Raw genomic sequence first — 17,927 nt, 5'->3', positions numbered from 1 at the left:
TACGACCTCTAGTCGAACCAACCTACTCATTTGACAAATCTGCAAACATGACTTGCTTCCGTTTTATTCGACCAGGCGATGACTTTTGAAGCTTGCCCTTGATAACTATCGCCATAAGCTGTCACGCATTTAAATGGAGTATAAGTAGCGACCAAGATGGTCGCACTACAAGGATTTTGCCATCATTGACGATAAGGTTTAAATGACGAACAGCTTAGCAACAGAAACTTAAACGACTAGGATAAAAATGGTTCAAACTAAGCCAATCTCCAAAACCATCACCAGTTTATTTGACCTACGGGAAAGATTCAATCTTAGTCCTACAAATAACGACCAATTCTCCCCAGAATTTACCCAAGATTTACCAAAACTCACTGACTCAGAAACAGCCACATTAGACCAAATCAGAAACCGATTTATTCGCCATAGAGAACGCGGTTCCTTAGCTGAAGGAACCATCAATCACTTAGTTATTTCTCCCTTATTAACCCTTGCTGGTTTATACGACGAACCCTTCTTTATCACCACAGAACCCGAAGTCGAACTCCTGCTAGAAGACAAAGACGAATTACTCCGAGGACGCATTGACACCCTAATTATTCAACAGCAACTCTGGGTATTAGTTGTTGAATCAAAATCAACCATCGCTTTCTCTGTTGCCCTCCCCCAAGCACTCACCTATTTGATGGCAAACCCTAACCCAGAACGCCCAGTCTACGGATTAATTACAAATGGCGACGAATTCCAATTTATTAAACTTTTAATTCAAGATAATCCTCAATATGATTTATCCAATATTTTTTCCCTACTTGTCCCCCACCGCAATCAACTTTATGACATCATGCGTGTCTTGAAACAAATTAGACAAATAATGCTGCAAAACTTAGCTGAATAATCTTAAAATAAGATTCAAAAATGAAGAGTTAGCCAAACTTTGCAGAGGAATCGCTTCCACTACACAAGCGATCACATCTGACACGCCCCAAAAGGCGATCGCGTATCTAATTTAACGAACCGTTAGTCGATGCGAACCTATTCTTCATGACCGTCACCGAACTTTAAATTGTAGCCAAGCGCTAGTAAGACCCCATCTGATTATCCGGATGAGGTTAACTTTTGACAGTAGGTGTTGTTATCGGATCGCCAATCCTATCACAAGCGTCTACCAACTTCCCATAGTGTCTGGTGTCACAAAAACTAGATGGTTGTGGTTCTGCCTCAACCAGGTAAAACGCTTGAAATCCCAGTATCAATTATGTCAAACGAGCAACAACCGCAAAAAACTTTGTCTACTAAGCTAAGGCAACATGCTCAAAGCTTAGAAACAAGCGACCCTGAACTTGCTCTTGCTATTAACATGGCTGCTGATAACTTGGAATACGAGGAACGCTTCCGTCGTAACCTTTCTGGCATGTCTAATGAACAATTTAGTTTACTACGAGACTATATAAACCTACTTCAAGAAAAACACGAGAACTTAAATAGAAAAATTAATCTCAATACAAATATTTTGCAACGCACAGATAAAATTTTGAGAATAAAAATACAGCGGCTTGAACAAGAAGTAGAAAGGCTCAAAAGCTAACTTTTGGTCAATAAGCCTAGGTTAACTGCCGCAAGCTGGCACTATAGTAATCCTAGATAAACTGATTACCCGATGCCCAACGCAACAGTTAAAACTTAGGCTAAACTAGCTGATCGCGCTGTAAAAGGTTAATGCTTTGCTTTAAAGTCTAAGAAGTTGTTAATTTAAGAGGTAGACAGGCAGAAAAATGATGGACGACCCGATCCTCTTTTGGTCTAGTTGCCTGCTGTGGTTGATCGTGGTGGGGTTAGTTTTCGGTGTTGTTAATTCTGATGCTTACCTAGAGTCAAAAACTGGTCTCAAGTGTGACTCTTTATTGCAAGAGCGCCTGCAACAATTAAGCATCGCTGACTGGAAGACTTTACGCCAAAAATCTGGCTTAACTACCCGGCAAGTAATGCAAGTACGCCGTGGTAAGATTGAACAATTACCGCTTCACCAATTGCAAATGCTGGCAGTGGCTTTGAATTGGAGTATAGAAGATTTAACCTACAAATTAGGTATCTTGTCAAGCCCAGAAGAAACGTCTTCTGTAAATCCTGAGGTAACTCCTGAGTCTCTAGAAATTGAGCAATTGCACCAACAATGTCAGCAACTGCAACAGGAATTGCAGCAGCTAAAAACTCAGGAGCGGCACTCTACTTTTTCTCAATTGCAAACATTACTAACAAATTATCCCACTCTGCGCCGCATAGTCGAAGTCAAACCAGATTTGCCTGCCAAGAATCTGTTGCCGATGTTGACGCCATTAGAAAATTTGCTCAACAATTGGGGTTATCAATCAATTGGTTCTGCTTGGCAGCAGGTAAGTTATAGCCCCCAATTGCATCAGCCGGATACCGTTGATATTCAGCCAGGGGAGTTAGTTTACATCCGTCTAGTGGGATATCAGGATGGAGAACGCATTCTTTGTCCTGCCAAAGTCAGTCGCACCCTACCGGGGGGGAAGAAAGATGGGGTGGCAGAATCAGGGAATGAATAAAGGACAAGGGGGATGAGGGGGACGAGGGGGACGAGGAATTGCTAAAAATCTTTAATCGCCAGGTTTGGAGAGCAACTTGTTATCAAGTTTTCTCGACTTTCTACTGTTGACTCTCGGCACAAGTTAAGATGGCTGTTGATTGTTCGTCAGGCTTTAAATTGCCAAGATAAATGCCTAAAGATCGAGCCGTCTGCACTACAAAACCCTTGGGATCCACAGACACCGGACTTTTGGCAATTACCTCATTTAAGGGAACGCTCACTACCTGCCCATTTTGCCAAGCAACCATCTGAGAGTAATTTTCTTGAGCAATTAAATCCACTGCTGCTTTACCAAAAACTGTCGCCATAAAGCGGTCTAAAGCAGAGGGAAGTCCTCCCCGCTGTACGTGACCCAGTACAGTGACGCGCACCTCTACCTCAGAGCCAACAAAGTTAGTAATTTGATCAGCAATATATTCACCAATACCCCGTAGGCGCACCTGACCGCAGGAATCAGTGTAATATCTGGATTCTCCATTTAAGGTTTTGGCACCTTCTGCCACGACGACAATCGCAAACTTGCGTTTCCATTTATCTCGCAATTCGCTAATTTTGTGACAAACTTGGTCAATCGAGTAAGGAATTTCGGGAATTAGAATCACATCTGCCCCACCGACAATTCCTGAGTGAAGGGCTAAATGTCCCGCTTCCCTTCCCATTACCTCCACCACCATCACTCGGTCATGACTAGCAGCGGTGAAGGTGAGGCGATACAGGGCATCGGCAATAGTATTGATCGCAGTATCAAAACCTACTGATAGTGTCGTTAAGGCAACGTCATTATCAATTGTTTTGGGTACGGCAACAAGCTTCCATGAGCCTCGTTGAGCCAACTGGTGGAGAAGACTCAGGCTACCGTCTCCTCCGACAGCAATCAGGGCATCTAGACCTAATTCTTGATAACCACTAATAATTTCCTCCGCTTGAGCAAGAGTATCCCCTTTATTCATCGCTCCGAGGATGGTTCCACCCGTACTCAGTAGGGGATCGATACCGTGCAAATCTAGCCCATGTACATTTAAGACCATGGTACGGCGCTGGAGCAGCCCTTGGGTTGCATAGGGAATACCCAGAACTTCCCAGTTATAAGTAAGGGTTGCATGACTGACGACGGCACGAATCACAGTATTGAGACCAGGGCAATCTCCGCCACTAGTGAGGATGCCAAGCCGTTTTTGCTTTCCCATAAATCTACGTCCGTAAGTGTGCCATTGCGGTTGTTTAGATTGCGGTGGGACGGTCTTTGATGCTTGCTGTGTTGCTCTCCAGTGGGTATCTTGGGAGACAAACAGATATCTAGAAGCTGAATTGAGGAACTTAGCAGGTCTATTTAGTACTAGCTTGTAGTAATATAAGCCAGTTTACTCTACCTGAGTTTGAGCCTTAATTAATTTAAATAGATGGGAGAAAGTTTTGCTCAAACGATGCCAGCTTACGCTAGAGAATCTCCAACTACTGAGAAAGAAAATGGAATTGGTCTGGTTTCGAGGCAATGTAAGAGTTTGAAACAGGTCTATTTCTGCCAAGTTTGTGGTGATTTATGGAGATTTACTGTACCCGCCCTACCTGCCGAAACCCTGTCAACTCCCTTCCCCATCTAGATGACAAGGCAACACTCAAGATTGTGCAGCAAGAGTATTGCCGCGCTTGTGGAATGCCGTTGATTTTAAATAGTAATTATCTGCCTACCCAGCCGTTAGCCCGTGGAGCCTTGGGAGCTACCTTTCTGGCATTAGACCGCACTAGTGAGAGTAGGAGGCTGGTTGTGGTCAAACAATTACGCCCCAGAGCAGAACTTACTCCACCCCAAATGGCAACAGCCAACAGGCTATTTAAGCGCGAGGCACAGGTTCTGGCGCAACTAGGTGAAAACCACCCCCAGATTCCCACTCTCTACGCTTATTTCGAGTTGTTAGTTCCTGAGGGCAAATCAAATCATCAGCAAGAATTTTTTTACTTGGTACAGCAATATATCAATGGTCAGGATTTGAATATGGAGTTGGCTTCCCTAGGACGCTTCACGGAAGTCAAGGTGGTGGAAGTTCTGCAACAAATCCTCCCAGTGCTACAGTTTGTCCATGAGCGTGGTGCTATTCATCGGGACATTAAGCCGGCTAATATTGTGCGCCAGAAAAATACTGTTCCTGAAACTGATGTTCTGTCCACTGGTGTGCCTCCAGCAGGCAATAATGGTAGGCTCTATTTGATCGATTTTGGAGCGGTCAAGCAGGTGATTCAAGGAGGAACACAAGCTTTAACAGGCGCTGCCAGGTCACCTCTAACCATAGTTGGCACGCCAGGATTTGCGCCACAGGAGCAGATCTCTGTTGGTGCGGTTTCTCCATCCGCAGACCTCTATTCTTTAGCAGTTACCTGCCTCTGCTTGCTCACTGGTCAAGCCGAACCAAACAGTCTTTACGATGCAGACAACAATGCTTGGGACTGGAGAAGCCATGTAGAAGTCAGCGATGAGCTTGCCGCAGTTTTAGATCGCATGCTTTTACCCAAGCCGAGTGCTCGCTTTCGGTCTGCTGATGGGGTGATTGCTCATCTTTTTGGGGATACCAAAACCCAGCCAAGCTTAACATATTCACCAGATAATAGCACCCCAGAGATGGCTCACGGTCAAGAACTGGTCACACTCATGTCGGCAGCAGAACCAGAGAGCAGTAGTAAGGAGACTGGCAACAATGTCAGGAGACATCAAGTTGACCAATTACTATCACAACTATGGAGCCTAGAAATATGGCGTCAGGCAGTACTCAAAGGAGCTTTTGCTTACTTATTAGCCATCACCATTATCAGTTTTTTAGGCACTTTTTGGATTAGCACTGGATTTTGGCTGCTAATTTTCGGTGCTTCGGTTTTCGCCCAATATCGACCATTAGTGGAGAAGGTTTATTTCTTTACAATCACTGTTACTCCTACTCTATTAGTTTCTCTCTTCTTTCCTTATTTGCTCAAAATAAATTTGTTGCAGTCGGGGATGCTAGGATTATTGGTCATCTTGTTAATGACTTGTGTTTCTGGATTGTTGGTGTTTATTTTAATGGCTTTGTCTCAACTAATTTACAGGTTAATTTCCGCTTTTTTTGATTACTAATAAATTTTTATTTATCAGGTTAATAGCCATGCGAAAGCACAGAGAAATTATATTGCTTTTTACTTCAATTTTTATGGCAAGTTTGCTGGTAACCGGAGTTTTATGGCTAGTAGGAAGATTTATGCCATTAGTGGAAACTACTGAGAAAACTGCCGAAAAAAAATCCGAGCAATTCTGGGCAAATAAATCTACTATTCCCATGTCTGAGCGTATTAGTTCTGGCAATAAAATTCTGTTAAAAAATGAGAATGGTAGTAATGAAGCTCAGGGATTTATTGCCGCCAAACAGAGTGGAGTAGAAGCAATAGCAGCGGGAAACTATGAGCAAGCTGCTAAGTATTTTGCAGAGGCTCTACGACAGTACAGCAATGCACCTGAGACCCTAATTTATTTTAATAACGCTCGCATTGGTTCAAGACAAGCTTACACCATTGCCGTAGTAGCACCAACAGCGACTGAACCCCATTCAGCTTCGGAGATTTTACGCGGCGTTGCTCAAACCCAAAATGAAGTGAATCAAGCTGGTGGGATTAATGGCGTACCCCTTAAAGTTGTCATTGCTAACGATGATGATCAGCCAGAAATTGCCCAACAAATTGCTGTGGAGCTGGTGAAAAATCCTGATATTTTAGGTGTAGTAGGTCACGATACCAGTACTGCTACCTTGGCTGCGATACCTGTTTATGATGCGGGAAAGTTACCAGTAATTTCTGGTACTAGTGTCTCTATTAAACCCAATGACTTTAGCCACTACTTTTTCCGTACTGTTCCTACTACTTATGTCGGCGGAAGAGCTTTAGCTGATTACATGCTAACCAAGCTAAAGTTACAAAACGCAGCAGTGTTTTTCGATGCTCGGAGTGCCATTAGCCAGTCCCTCAAATCTGAATTTGTTGCAGCGGTTTCTTTAGGAGGAGGACAAGTTGTCGCCGAATTTGACATGTCTGACCCCAGTTTAAGACCTGCCAAGAGCATTGAACAGGCAATTGATCGCGGAGCCAAGGTATTAATGTTAACTCCCGATTACGATTCTTTCGATAAAGCTTTGCAGGTGTTGACGGTCAACCGAAAAAGATTATTTGTACTCGGTGATATGGGCAAAATGTATGATATCAAAACTTTGGAAGTAGGTGGCTCAGCAGCAGTCGATATGGTTATGGCCGTTCCTTGGCATATTGACGGTAGTGCAGCTTCCGAATTTACCCGTCGGTCGAGAAAGCTTTGGAATGCAGATGTAGGTTGGGTTACAGCGATGGTCTATGACGCAACGCAAGCAATGACCGCAGCTCTAAAACGCAGTCAGACGCGCCAGGGGATCCAGCAGGCGCTCTCTGCACCAGATTTTGTTGCCACTGGAGCCTCTGGTTCAATTCGCTTTTTGCCATCAGGCTTACGCAATAGCCCAGTTCAACTAGTCAAGGTTAGTGCGCGTCAACCCTCTCGTTCTGGTACTGGCTATGATTTTGTGCCAATGCCTTCGGAAAGTAAGCCATCTACTAAAGAGGAATTGCCTGTCACTGAGGAGAAGACGCCTACTAGCGAAGATAAATCAACCGCTGGTGACGAGAAAGCAGGTATCACTGAACAAAAAGCGCCTACTACCGAAGAAAAGGCAGGTGTCACTGAGCAAAAAGCGCCTACTAACGAAGAAAAAGCAACCAGCACTGAAGAGAAAGCAAGTATCACTGAACAAAAAGCGCCTACTAGCGAAGAGAAAGCACCCGTCACTGAAGAGAAGATACCTCAAAATGAACAATAAGGCAACAGTCGGTAGTGCTACAGGGGTCGGCAATTAGCTTTTCTCTGCTTTGCTGGCTAGGTTTTTTCCGCATTTTTTCCACAAAAAGAATAACTATAAGTCCTGAAGAAATATTACGGTTTGATTGACATAGTTGACATCTCGATGAGGCTTTTGATTTACTCTTAATGAAACTACAAAAAAAGCTGTTAAGTTACCTACTGAATAAGAAATATTGGTAGGTTAATTCAGTTAAGTAGTTTTCCAGATTTATCAGAAAGCAAATTTTGAGGATGCCTCATGAAAAACTTATTTCACAAGCTCTCCATTGCTACCGCTAGCGCGGCCTTGGCTGCTACAGGAACCATAACCTATACAATCCCCGCATCTGCCTCTGTAGGAACTGCTCACAGCAACACTTATTCTAGTGTTGTGAAAGGTACAGTAGAAACCGCAGGATATTATAAGACCTGCTATTGCCCACAACAGAACCTCTACTATCCTTGTTAGGAGCTAAAATCGAGCTTTGTCCTTAAGGGTTTTCAGCTACTTGCAGAACAACCTTTAGGTAACGTCTCAGTAGCACACATCTCTGATCTCAAAATATTTAACTCGGTGAGTTTTTATCTTAACTTCACCGAGTTTTTAAATTCATCTAAGCAAGTGCATGCTCAACTATACGTTTGCAGCATGAAAATTTGAACTCCAAAAGTTGACTAATTAGTAATTAGCGTTTGAGATTATTAAGGATACCAGGCCAGTTCTGGTTGGCTCTGGCAATATTACCAGGAATGTCTTTCTCCCAGGTACTTTGCACGCCTTTGGTAGCATTAAGATAGAGTTTATCGTTGACGATTGTCCAGGCATTGGGGTCAGTACCAGCAGTGTAGTTTTGACTTACTGCCCATGCACAAAAGCCGCCATATTGAGGTGCGTATTTTTCAGGATTACTAGCAAACAAATCGCGATTTTGAGTACTGGAAAATTGCCAGGTAATATTTGCCCACTGGTAAGTATATTGAGGCTTTCCTTGAACAGGTTTACCTTGCTGAAAGTAGGCAACTGGATCAGTTCCCCTAATAGCTATTCCACCTTCTTCATAAAAAACTCCCTGATTACCAGCTTCGGGATTGGCAGCAGTAGTATTAGCTTTAGTGTTACTCTCGTTACTAGCAGCAGTAGGACTAGCTTGAGTTTTATTCTCTTGGTTAGGAATAGTAGAACTTGCTTGCTCAGTATTCTCAGTAGTGGGATTTGTTGTTTGAGTACTAGATTGAGTACAGCCAGCAGTCAGTGCTAGACTGAGAAGTGAGGCGGTAGTCAAGGTAGCGAAGTAGTTTACTTTCATGAAATTGAGTTTTTAAATTTTCCATTCAACTTAATAAATTATACGAATAGATAATTTAAACTTCGATTAAAAGTAAAAAAAAATAAAATGTCCTGTTATCATGCTGATTGCTGAGCAAAGTGTTCGCAAAACTTTCCCATTAGACATCTCCAGAAAAGCAAAAGCACCTCCCTGAAGGTTTCTAGCCCTTAAACTGACAGGGAAAGATTCAGCTCTATTCAACGGCTAATCAGCATTAGAAACATTTGTTGTTAGTTTAGAGTGCCAACTATGAAGGTTAACAAGTTCATTTATTTTTAGGTATGGAGGAATTTTCCTGCTGGAAAAGTTAAGCGGCCGATTCTCAATCTTACTAAACCACAAATTGTGAGTATGACCGATTCATACTTCTTTAGGCATCTCCAGAAAGCTAAGAGTGTCTCCCTGACTTACTTTGAAGCCTTAAACTAACTTCCACAGATTTAGCTCGATTCAACGGCTCCATAAGCATCAGGGGCTTTTGTTGTTAATTTAACTGCCAAACTATCAAGGTTAATAATCTCATTTCTCTTTGAGTATTCAGGGGTTTTCACTGCCGAGAAAACTAACCGCTCAATTCTCAGTCTTACTAAACCACAAATGGTTAGGATAACTGACTCATATTTACTGGCTTCCAGACGAAATCTTTCTTGTGCTATTTTAAATATCTTGATTAAACGAATCACGTGTTCTACAAAAGTGCGGTTAGAAGATAGCTTTTTATTGGCTTCTTTTTGCTGTGAGGTTAGTTCTCCATTTTTCGGTTTTTTCTGAGGAGTGCGAATTTGAAGTTCTCCTAGATAGGCTTGATCAGCACTAAATAGTTGATTTTTATCAAATTGTTTCAGACGTTCCCGCATCAGACTTATGTCACTTTTGGTTCCTGGTTTTCCTGCTACTACATCGATAATATCTTTACCTTTGGGCAAGACAATAAACTGATTTTTAAAAGTGTGATTTTTCTTCTTACCTGAGTAGAATGATTTTTGCTCTTGATAGTCTGATGGTCTTTCCCTCTCTTGCTCGGTGCTGTCTATTATTAACTCGTAATCTGCCAAAATCTCAAGGATTTCCTCTTCTTCTTCGCACTTTTTTACTTGTTCTAGTAAGCTAGCAGGCAGGGACTTTCGCAACAAAGATTGCCAATAATTAAAAATGTTATTGGCTGTAGATTCACTTACTTGAAACAATAGACCCAGAATCTGAAAGCTAAGATGATGACGTAACTAGATTAAAGTTAAGATGATTTGTTTTTCAGGAGCAAGAAGAGAACTCTTGCCACCGCCAGCGCTAATCAGCCGAGTTTTCTTTTTTCAATTTCTGCCTGTCTCTGTTCGTGTAAAAGTTTAGCTTGCTCAATTAGTTGAATTAATTGCTCATAGCTAATTCCTAACAAACGCTTGGTTTCTTGATGATTACGTTACAAGTATTCCCAGCTATAGCTCACAGCTTCTGCATCCTAAACCTCAATCATTTATTTCTTAACTATCTCACAATTTATATTTTGGAGATGTCTATTGGGTCATAATGTTCGCGGTATCCGTCGTCGCCAACTTGCTATCCTTAAGGACGCATTACCTTATCTCGCTACACCCCTAGGATTACTTGCTAGAGAGTTACGACGCGAAAACTGCCAAGCAATTTTATGCCAGGAGTATGAATACGCTCGCTTCGACACTTGCATGTTGTTAGTGGGACTTAGACAGATTTCAAGCCCAAACAAAGCCCAAAGCAGCTTTGTGAGCAAAGAATACGTCCCGATTGTGGTTCAACCACTCCATAAAACGAAAAGACATCGCTGTCCGAAACGCCTCTAATGCTTCAGTAAAGGTGTTTAAAGGTTTCGATGCCCAACGCCGTCTTAATCCTCCGGTTAAAGTGTGCCATAAAATAAATGTATAGGCACAAAACACAAGCATGAAATGTCTTATCAGGCTTCTATAATCTCTGACTTGATATTCAGATAAACCCAACCAGCCTTTGGCTTCCCGATAGAAAACTTCTACCCAATTTCTTTGAGAGTAGGTAGTTACTATCCAATCGGCTGTGGCTTTTGTTGATTCAACATTGGTAATAAAATAGTCAACATCACTAGCTTGGTCGAAGGTTGAGGCATTCATGACGATAGCAATTGTTCTCTTTCCTTCAAGCTGTGAGAGTTCAACTTCTACAGGAGCCACCCAAACGGTTTTCAGTTTATCTAGATTGATTTGAACAGGGGTAAAATCTTTTGGCGACAAGGATTCGGCTAACTTATCTAGGCGAATCTCTTCTCGTTGACTTATCCCTATTTCAATTATCACCTTACGGTTTTTGGCTAATCCTCCTATATACTTGAGTTTCCTTTTTTCCAGTTCCAGCAAAAACGTTGTGTTATTTCCATACCCAGCATCAATTAATACGATACCCGGTCGATATCCTCTGTTCATGCTGCGGTCAATTAATGCTAAGCCTAACTCCGGCTTTTTCTGGAATTCAATATCTTTTTTCCTTCAGCTAAAGAACTAGCGTGTTGAGATAACTCTATATCTAACGGTAGGCTTTTTTCCCATCATATAGATGAGTTGTTACCACTACTATTCCGTTGTCTGTCTTCCCGATTTCTCCAATGTACTGTCGTCCTACTCCCGCCGTGAAATTGCCACTTTTCCTATGTCCTGAGTCATCTACAATTAACGTGAATCCTCTACTTATTCGGGTTGGGCTACACTGATTCATCACCAGTAGACGCCGCTCATTTACCTGTTGAGCATTCCAGGGGGCTTCCGTTAAAGATGTAATCGGTGGTAAGTCACTCCCACCGCGTTATCCGCCATTTGAGACAGGTTTTTTCCTTCACTTTCCCCTAATAATCCCCCAATATAGTTCCTAAACTCCCTTTTTTGCGCTTGATGTCTCCAGACATCATCAAAGCGTTTGCACCATCTATCGAAGCAAGGAGGCATGGCGGCGGGGGTTGTCTCTTTCCTGTCTTACACTCTAATGTCAAATGGCTGCCATGCCTAAATTATACCTTTATTAACTCTTTATTTTCGTTTAAGTCCCGTTAGGACAGTTAATGCGCTTGCCCGTATTTGCAACCTTTCAAGGTGGTGATTTCCAGTTAAGCCGCTGGGAACGTCCTTTACGTCCTCTATCAATGCGAGCTTGTGCAGGTTTAATCGTCGCTACTCAAACCGAGGCTCAGCGAGTGCAGAAACGCTATGGCCTACATCCTAGCAAATTGGCAGGGATTTTTAATCCCATGGATGTAGCAAACTGGCGTGCCATGGATCGCAGCGAAGCACGGGCGGAACTTAAGATTCCCCTTGAGGCTCAGGTGGTAGTATGCCACGGACGCATTGAGATACAGCGTAAGGGATTGGATATCTTAACCGATGCTTGGCAGCAGATATGCCGTAGTCGCCCTGACAAAGAGTTGCGCCTATTGCTGGTGGGGACAGGTAGCGATGCGGATAAATTGCGCGATCGCATCGATCAAATGCAACTGCCTGGTGTAATCTGGGTCAATGAATACGTGCGCGATCGCACTGCTATTCGCCGTTACCTGTCTGCGGCTGATGTGTATACTCTTTCATCGCGTCATGAAGGCTTTCCCGTCGCGCCAATTGAGGCAATGGCTTGTAGCTTACCAGTAGTCGCGGCAGATGCACCCGGAATTCCTGATATTCTAGACAAAGGTGAGGCTTCTGGTGGCTTAGTAGTACCCCGTGGCGATGCTCAGGCACTAGCAGAGGCACTAGGGCGCGTTCTCGATAACCCTACTTGGAGTCGAGAGTTAGGTAAGCTGGCTCGAAGTCGTGCCGAGGAGGGCTTTTCCCTAGAAGCAATTGGCAAGCAATTGCACGGCTTTTTGTTGAGAGCATAAATTTTATAGCAGTTGGCAGATCAGTTAAGGCATCAATTACTTCTTGGCCATTTACCAATCCATTCACCACCCCGGAACCGCCATCGAGGAAACAACAGTCGCATGATTATCCAAGAAGAAAGGTAAACAGCAACCCAAACCAGACTGTAGTGCAGCGCAAATGAAGTCAAGTCGAAATCTGTTCTAGGGATGTGGGGTAAACCAAATAATTTGATCAGCGCGGCGAGAAATACCCCCTCAGCGATCGCAGCAAACAATTGCAAAACTCCTGGCCAATCATGATCCCAGAGGAACTTCTGGAGAAAATTATACAGCACATCCCAGCCCAATCCTAGAAGACCGACGTAGAGCAAAACCCAAAAATATACCAGATTGTCTTTAACTCCCCAATAACCCAAGTAAAAAGGTAAAGTAGCCAGAGAGCCAACTGTAGCCAACAAGAAGATCCGAGTTTGCCAACGTCCAAATAGTTTCGGTGTCATGGTGCTAAATTAGTTGCCCATTTGAGCCACTGACAGAGAGAGCGCAAACCTTCAAGATATCGCACTCTTGAGGCTCTCAGGCGCGCCAAACTCTCGACCGAACGGTGAGCACAGTACTGTAGACCCAAAAAAGTATCCACTGGCGCATAGGGGCCACCTAAGGTGATAATACCTGCGGCATAAATGCGACCAGGATGATTGCGCATTTCCCGCATCTCAAAATCATTGGCTACCTGTAGCCGACCAAAAGGGTTGAGGGGCAGACTATAGTGAGTAACTAAATCATCTAGCAGGGGATTATATTTTGGTTTGGCTTCTAGTCCTGTAGAGTCGATGATGAAAGCTGCCTGTATTTTTTCTAGACCTTGGTAATTACCACTTTTAATACAGGCTACTACCTTATTCTCCCCTTTGGATTTAACTGTTTCTACTGTGCCAAATTTAATCGTATACCATCCCTCTTGCATCCCTTGATGAACGATTTGACGCCATTTTTGGCGGTTGGCTGTGGTTGTACCTCCCCAATCTGTGAGCAGTTCGCGCCGATGGGCCGGATCCGCCGCTTCTAAGATTGCCCGCATATCACCACCCCAAGTACCCTTAGGCCAGTTGTAAGGTTGAAATTCCCACTGATTTTCTACATGGCGTTGAGCTAAACCAAATCTATTACCTTGGGGTTTAGGCGATCGCATTAAATGGATAATCTTAATTTGGCACTCTTGGTGGCGCAGTTCGTAAAGCCTTTGAATAATCCGCGAGGCGACAATACCCCGACCGCGAACAATCACTGTACCGCCCTGCTGAGCTAGACTTTGATAAACATGCTCGTGGTTTTCATAGGCATTAACCACAGATTTAAAATCTCCGGTTTTAGCGCGGTAATCCTGCAAATCTGGCAAGAATCTCACAGCCGGATAACCTGTAGCAATGTGAACATACTCTGCTAACAAAAATCTATGTTCACGCTGCTCTTCTCTAGGTACAGAATAGGCAATCACATAACGGCCATCTTCGGTTTTGCGAATGCTGCGCACACGACCATAAACCAGCATCTTATCCCAACCAATACGTCTGGTCTCTCTATCCAGAGAGGCAAAAACATCCGCCGAACGGGGAGTATAAGTATCGGCAAATACTGGTTCAGCAAACACCTGCCACAAGCATTTTAAGGCAGCACCAAATCGACCCAAGAGCAGCTCTCGAACCGCTTCCCGCAAAGCGTAACCCGGCCAACCCCAAATATTATCTGGACAGGAGTCAGAACCGGAGCGGAGCCTTTCATGATCAGGTATTTGAGAATTTTGGCAAAGGCGCTGATAACGCCCGTAAGGCTGTTTTTCAACACTCAAAATTACAATTTGCCCAGGCTTGACCCCATAAATTCTCAGGGTATCTACCCAAGCAAAACTTCCCATCCCACCACCAATAGCTACATAATTGGTTTCCTCAACTGCCTTACCCGTAGCCTGAAGCGCTTCTATTGATACTTGCTCTGCGGCAAAAATATCTGGTGGAGGAAAGACTTCTTGGGGAGTAGTCGCTGCTAAGGGTTCGGTAATTTGGGGTTCGAGGAGGTCAGTATCTGGGTTGAAAAAAATCGTTGATGCTGAATTAGTTTGTTCTTGTTCTTCAGTGGCTGTGGTTTCAGTTTCTTCTAAAGAGTCTTCAGCATTGTCTGTGGGAGTATCAGCTACTTCCTCTTCCTCTTCTGGTGCTGGGCAAGAAGTCGCTTCTGGGACTGGCTGACTGGGAAGTTCGCTAGCTGCTTCTGGTGCTGGGTAATCGGGTAACTGGGTAGCGGGGCCAGATTCTGCAACTGTTGAGTCTAGCTCAGCCGTTTCTTCCCCCCCAATCTTCGTATCTCCGTTTTCCTGTAGCGGAGGTTCCTCAACGCCTTCGGTTTCCTCCGGGTCAATAATAATTGTTGAATTGGCGCTGCTGGTTTCTGCTGCTAGCTGAGAGTCAACCTGGGCCAATAAAGTGGCGGTAATATTGTAGGGACCAATTTGTAAAGTGTCCCCATTACCTAGGGAGCGGCGCGAGTGATAAAAATGCTCGCCGTTAAGTAAACTACCATGACTGCTACAGTCTTCGATGAATAGTTGTTCATCTTCTAAGATAATCAGAACATGCCAACGAGAAACTTGCTCACTCCGAAAGACTGCATGGTGAACTTGTTGACTATTGAGGTTGCTTGGCATCTCACTAAGTTCCCTACCCAGAGCGACTGGAAGACGAAAAGCCAACTGCCTCTCTTCTCCGGTAACTGGCTCTTCCCAACGGAGTTGAACTTGCATAAACTCGGCAAATCCCAGTTTTCTACGATGTTTCAGGCATAGACAATATTACCGTTTGACCGGATTGTAAAGCGACGCCGCAGTAAGGACAGGTACTCTCTAAGTAGTTGTAAGGTAAGACATGTTCGTTAATACATTTAATGCCGTAGACTTGCTGCTCTAGGAGTTGCTCTAACTGCTTAGGCATTTCAATTGCTTGTACACTCAGAGCCATCTTGCCTAACTTAATCTGGTTGCCTGCTTTAAGGGGTACTTCTTGGTGAATGATTTTTTGGCAATCAACCATCACCGGATTGGGCTTTTGGGGCGGCAGGCGATCTCTGGTAAGATTGCGCAGATAGAAGCAGTTGGTGCGAGGGCCGAAGAAAATCTCTACATGTAAACCAGATACGGTTCTTTCTATCTCTGAATCTCTATGTTTCAAGACTAGATCACAGTGCGCGTGATCTCGACCAATGCGAATGGGAAATTTCGGTACTTGTTCTGAAGAAATCGTCTGCGAAATTGTGCGATCGCCTTGTGACCATTCCAGCGTCAATCTGTACATAAGTTTGTCAAAAATTTAGTAACGAATGACACTCATTGCTAATTTATATTAATATCAACTAATTTTATGACAAATGCCGCCGATGAAACGCTATTAAAAAGGTTGGTATTCGATCGTGAAGTAAATACCTTGTTCTTGTAAGCTATCTCCCCTAGAATCTAGGTTGACTAAGGGTATACCCCAATCAATTCGAGCAGTAAACTTATTAGCTACTGGCAATCTTAAACCCAGTCCTAGAGATGAGACAGAATGGGTTTCCATCTCCCTGCTAGAGTCAGAACTATTCCACACAGTACCAAAGTCAACAAAGGGAACCAATTGCACTACAGTCTGCAATTGGGGGATGCGGAGGATGGGGACACGCAGTTCCGCTGAAACCAAAAAGCCATTATCTGCTTGTAAGGCGCTTTGACGATAACCCCGGACACTAGATTGTCCGCCAAGGCTAAATTGTTCTAGGGAGACTAAAGATTGATCAGCTAGCTGCATTTCCGACTTTAATACCAAAATTGTATCTGGTGCTAAGAGGCGCAGATACTCAGCTTTACCGTGCCAGGTCAAAAATCGACTATCGGGGGCATCATCATTAATTGTGGCAGCAAAAGCACCGAGTCCTAAACTAAATTGCGATCGCAAAGCTAAGACTTGCCGATTACTGCGTTTGGTATATTCCTGAAAAAAGCGGAGGGCGGAAATTTTGAGCTCGCCGTCTCTATTCGCCCCTTCATACAGAGGAAAGGGCCCAATATTATTAAAGCCGATGATGGTTTGCGCTTCTTCACGAGAAGCCGTTAAGCCCAAAACAAATTCTTCTGTGGCAGTTTTGCGGAGGGGTTGACGGTAGGTTAGTTGATATTGCCGCGATTTTGATTCAATATCGAGAATATCCAGGGGTTTTTCCAGGATGTTACTGTTAGCGCGACCATGGGAGAGACTAAGAGTAGCGTTAAGAGAATTAAGTGGGACGGCGTAGCTGATGGTATCTAGGGCTTTGCTACCTTCTGATTGGCTATAGGATACACTGAGGCGATCGCCAAATCCTAAAAGATTGCCATGGGTAAGTTGAAACTGACGGCGAATCGTACCCACACTGGTGGAACCCTGGTTACTGGTACTCACTAAGGCGGAAAAAGCGTCAGCTTCTTTTATGTTAACTCTCAACACACTCAAGTCAGCACTTGACCCTGCTCCCCACTCAACTGATAAATTGGCGATTAAGGGGTCAAGTTGCAGTACATTGAGAGCGTTAAGCAACCTTTCTTCTTCCAGGGGGGTTTCTCTGGCAACAGCAAGTCTGCTGCGAATATATTTCGGTGTTAGTCGCCTGGTGCCAGTGACTTCAATCGCCTCGATTTTTCTTAACCTCCTGGGTAAGGCTACGGCAGTTTCTGCTACGGAGGGGACGGTGGATGCTTCTCCATTCAGGATGTTCTCTTGTCTGGTTATTTCTGTTTTTTCTTCTTCCTGTTCCGCTTTAGAGTTGGCTTCTCTTGCTATTTCTTGTCCAGTTGCGTAACTCTGATCAGAAAGCTTAAAATGAAAACTGCTATCTACAAAATAGTAAGTATTGTCTTCTGCTGTATTAGCTGGCAACCAAACCCTATTTTCCTTAAAGACAGTATCACTAGTAGACTCAGCGAAGCTAGCAATATCTAAATCTAATTCTTGAGTTTCCTCTAGTAGCTGATCCCCAGAGGAGGCAGTATAGTTTTCGGTTCTCCCAGTTTGATCAAGCATCAGTTGCGCCTTGACGCCAGCCATCGGCCAAAGTGCCAACACAACTGAATTAATCAACAAGAGGCGATAGAAATTCATAATTCATCTTGAACTCCTAACTAACTGAGTTCCCACCGCCGCACCCACCCACTGTTGCACGTCCACCATCACTAGCTGCTCTGACACAGGTAATTAAAAAAGC

13 protein-coding genes and 2 pseudogenes are annotated in these 17,927 nt (G+C 43.8%); 7 read left to right on the top strand and 8 right to left on the bottom strand.

Annotated features, from left to right (window positions below; translation table 11 throughout):
- The first annotated feature begins 247 nt into the window (after positions 1 to 247).
- From ACT7WV_RS02495 to ACT7WV_RS02485, 3 genes are all read left to right on the top strand, one after another.
- Positions 248 to 895: a type I restriction endonuclease subunit R gene (locus tag ACT7WV_RS02495; RefSeq protein WP_445101386.1), complete on the top strand. Its 648-nt coding sequence runs from the start codon at positions 248 to 250 to the stop codon at positions 893 to 895.
- Positions 896 to 1,207: 312 nt separating this feature from the next.
- On the top strand, positions 1,208 to 1,585 hold the full coding sequence (locus ACT7WV_RS02490; protein WP_445101385.1) for a hypothetical protein: 378 nt from the start codon (positions 1,208 to 1,210) through the stop codon (positions 1,583 to 1,585).
- 187 nt (positions 1,586 to 1,772) lie between these two features.
- The gene (locus ACT7WV_RS02485) at positions 1,773 to 2,567 is read left to right on the top strand and encodes a helix-turn-helix domain-containing protein (protein ID WP_445101384.1); all 795 of its coding nucleotides are present in this window, start codon (positions 1,773 to 1,775) and stop codon (positions 2,565 to 2,567) included.
- A gap of 100 nt (positions 2,568 to 2,667) precedes the next feature.
- Here the strand turns inward: ACT7WV_RS02485 and ACT7WV_RS02480 are convergent, their stop codons facing one another.
- On the bottom strand, positions 2,668 to 3,795 hold the full coding sequence (locus ACT7WV_RS02480) for an ATP-dependent 6-phosphofructokinase (RefSeq protein ID WP_445101383.1): 1,128 nt from the start codon (positions 3,793 to 3,795) through the stop codon (positions 2,668 to 2,670).
- Between the two features lie 353 nt (positions 3,796 to 4,148).
- Between ACT7WV_RS02480 and ACT7WV_RS02475 the strand changes: the two genes are divergently transcribed.
- The 3 genes from ACT7WV_RS02475 to ACT7WV_RS02465 all read left to right on the top strand — a co-directional run bounded on the left by ACT7WV_RS02475 (position 4,149) and on the right by ACT7WV_RS02465 (position 7,959).
- Positions 4,149 to 5,711, top strand: coding sequence for a protein kinase domain-containing protein (locus ACT7WV_RS02475; protein WP_445101382.1), 1,563 nt, complete (start codon positions 4,149 to 4,151; stop codon positions 5,709 to 5,711).
- 28 nt (positions 5,712 to 5,739) lie between these two features.
- Positions 5,740 to 7,470 carry an ABC transporter substrate-binding protein gene (locus ACT7WV_RS02470; protein WP_445101381.1) on the top strand — a complete coding sequence of 577 codons (1,731 nt, stop codon included), beginning with the start codon at positions 5,740 to 5,742 and terminating at the stop codon, positions 7,468 to 7,470.
- A 279-nt stretch (positions 7,471 to 7,749) separates the two neighbouring features.
- The gene (locus tag ACT7WV_RS02465) at positions 7,750 to 7,959 is read left to right on the top strand and encodes a hypothetical protein (protein WP_445101380.1); all 210 of its coding nucleotides are present in this window, start codon (positions 7,750 to 7,752) and stop codon (positions 7,957 to 7,959) included.
- A gap of 217 nt (positions 7,960 to 8,176) precedes the next feature.
- Here ACT7WV_RS02465 and ACT7WV_RS02460 read toward each other — a convergent pair whose 3' ends face one another.
- From ACT7WV_RS02460 to ACT7WV_RS02450, 3 genes and pseudogenes are all read right to left on the bottom strand, one after another.
- The gene (locus ACT7WV_RS02460) at positions 8,177 to 8,797 is read right to left on the bottom strand and encodes a YHS domain-containing (seleno)protein (RefSeq protein WP_445101379.1); all 621 of its coding nucleotides are present in this window, start codon (positions 8,795 to 8,797) and stop codon (positions 8,177 to 8,179) included.
- Positions 8,798 to 9,258: 461 nt separating this feature from the next.
- A pseudogene (locus ACT7WV_RS02455) lies at positions 9,259 to 10,211 on the bottom strand (transposase).
- Between the two features lie 313 nt (positions 10,212 to 10,524).
- Positions 10,525 to 11,760: pseudogene (locus ACT7WV_RS02450) on the bottom strand (IS701 family transposase).
- A 113-nt stretch (positions 11,761 to 11,873) separates the two neighbouring features.
- Here ACT7WV_RS02450 and ACT7WV_RS02445 point away from each other — a divergent pair.
- Entirely contained in the window at positions 11,874 to 12,683 is an 810-nt protein-coding gene (locus ACT7WV_RS02445) for a glycosyltransferase family 4 protein (protein WP_445101377.1), read from the top strand.
- 32 nt (positions 12,684 to 12,715) lie between these two features.
- Here ACT7WV_RS02445 and ACT7WV_RS02440 read toward each other — a convergent pair whose 3' ends face one another.
- From ACT7WV_RS02440 to ACT7WV_RS02425, 4 genes are all read right to left on the bottom strand, one after another.
- On the bottom strand, positions 12,716 to 13,165 hold the full coding sequence (locus ACT7WV_RS02440) for a hypothetical protein (protein WP_445101376.1): 450 nt from the start codon (positions 13,163 to 13,165) through the stop codon (positions 12,716 to 12,718).
- Positions 13,162 to 15,462 carry an FHA domain-containing protein gene (locus tag ACT7WV_RS02435; RefSeq protein ID WP_445101375.1) on the bottom strand — a complete coding sequence of 767 codons (2,301 nt, stop codon included), beginning with the start codon at positions 15,460 to 15,462 and terminating at the stop codon, positions 13,162 to 13,164. Before ACT7WV_RS02435 ends, ACT7WV_RS02440 begins: the two co-directional genes overlap by 4 nt.
- A gap of 22 nt (positions 15,463 to 15,484) precedes the next feature.
- Complete coding sequence (locus tag ACT7WV_RS02430; protein ID WP_445101374.1) at positions 15,485 to 16,009, bottom strand: FHA domain-containing protein; 525 nt, start codon at positions 16,007 to 16,009, stop codon at positions 15,485 to 15,487.
- A 93-nt stretch (positions 16,010 to 16,102) separates the two neighbouring features.
- A complete protein-coding gene (locus tag ACT7WV_RS02425; RefSeq protein WP_445101373.1) occupies positions 16,103 to 17,824 on the bottom strand; it encodes a ShlB/FhaC/HecB family hemolysin secretion/activation protein in 1,722 nt (573 codons plus the stop codon).
- Positions 17,825 to 17,927: the final 103 nt, after the last annotated feature.

The organism is Symploca atlantica LB2515 (genome assembly GCF_052546295.1).
The sequence above is the reverse complement of the archived record's forward strand: the minus strand, read 5'-3'. Positions and strand labels throughout refer to the sequence as shown.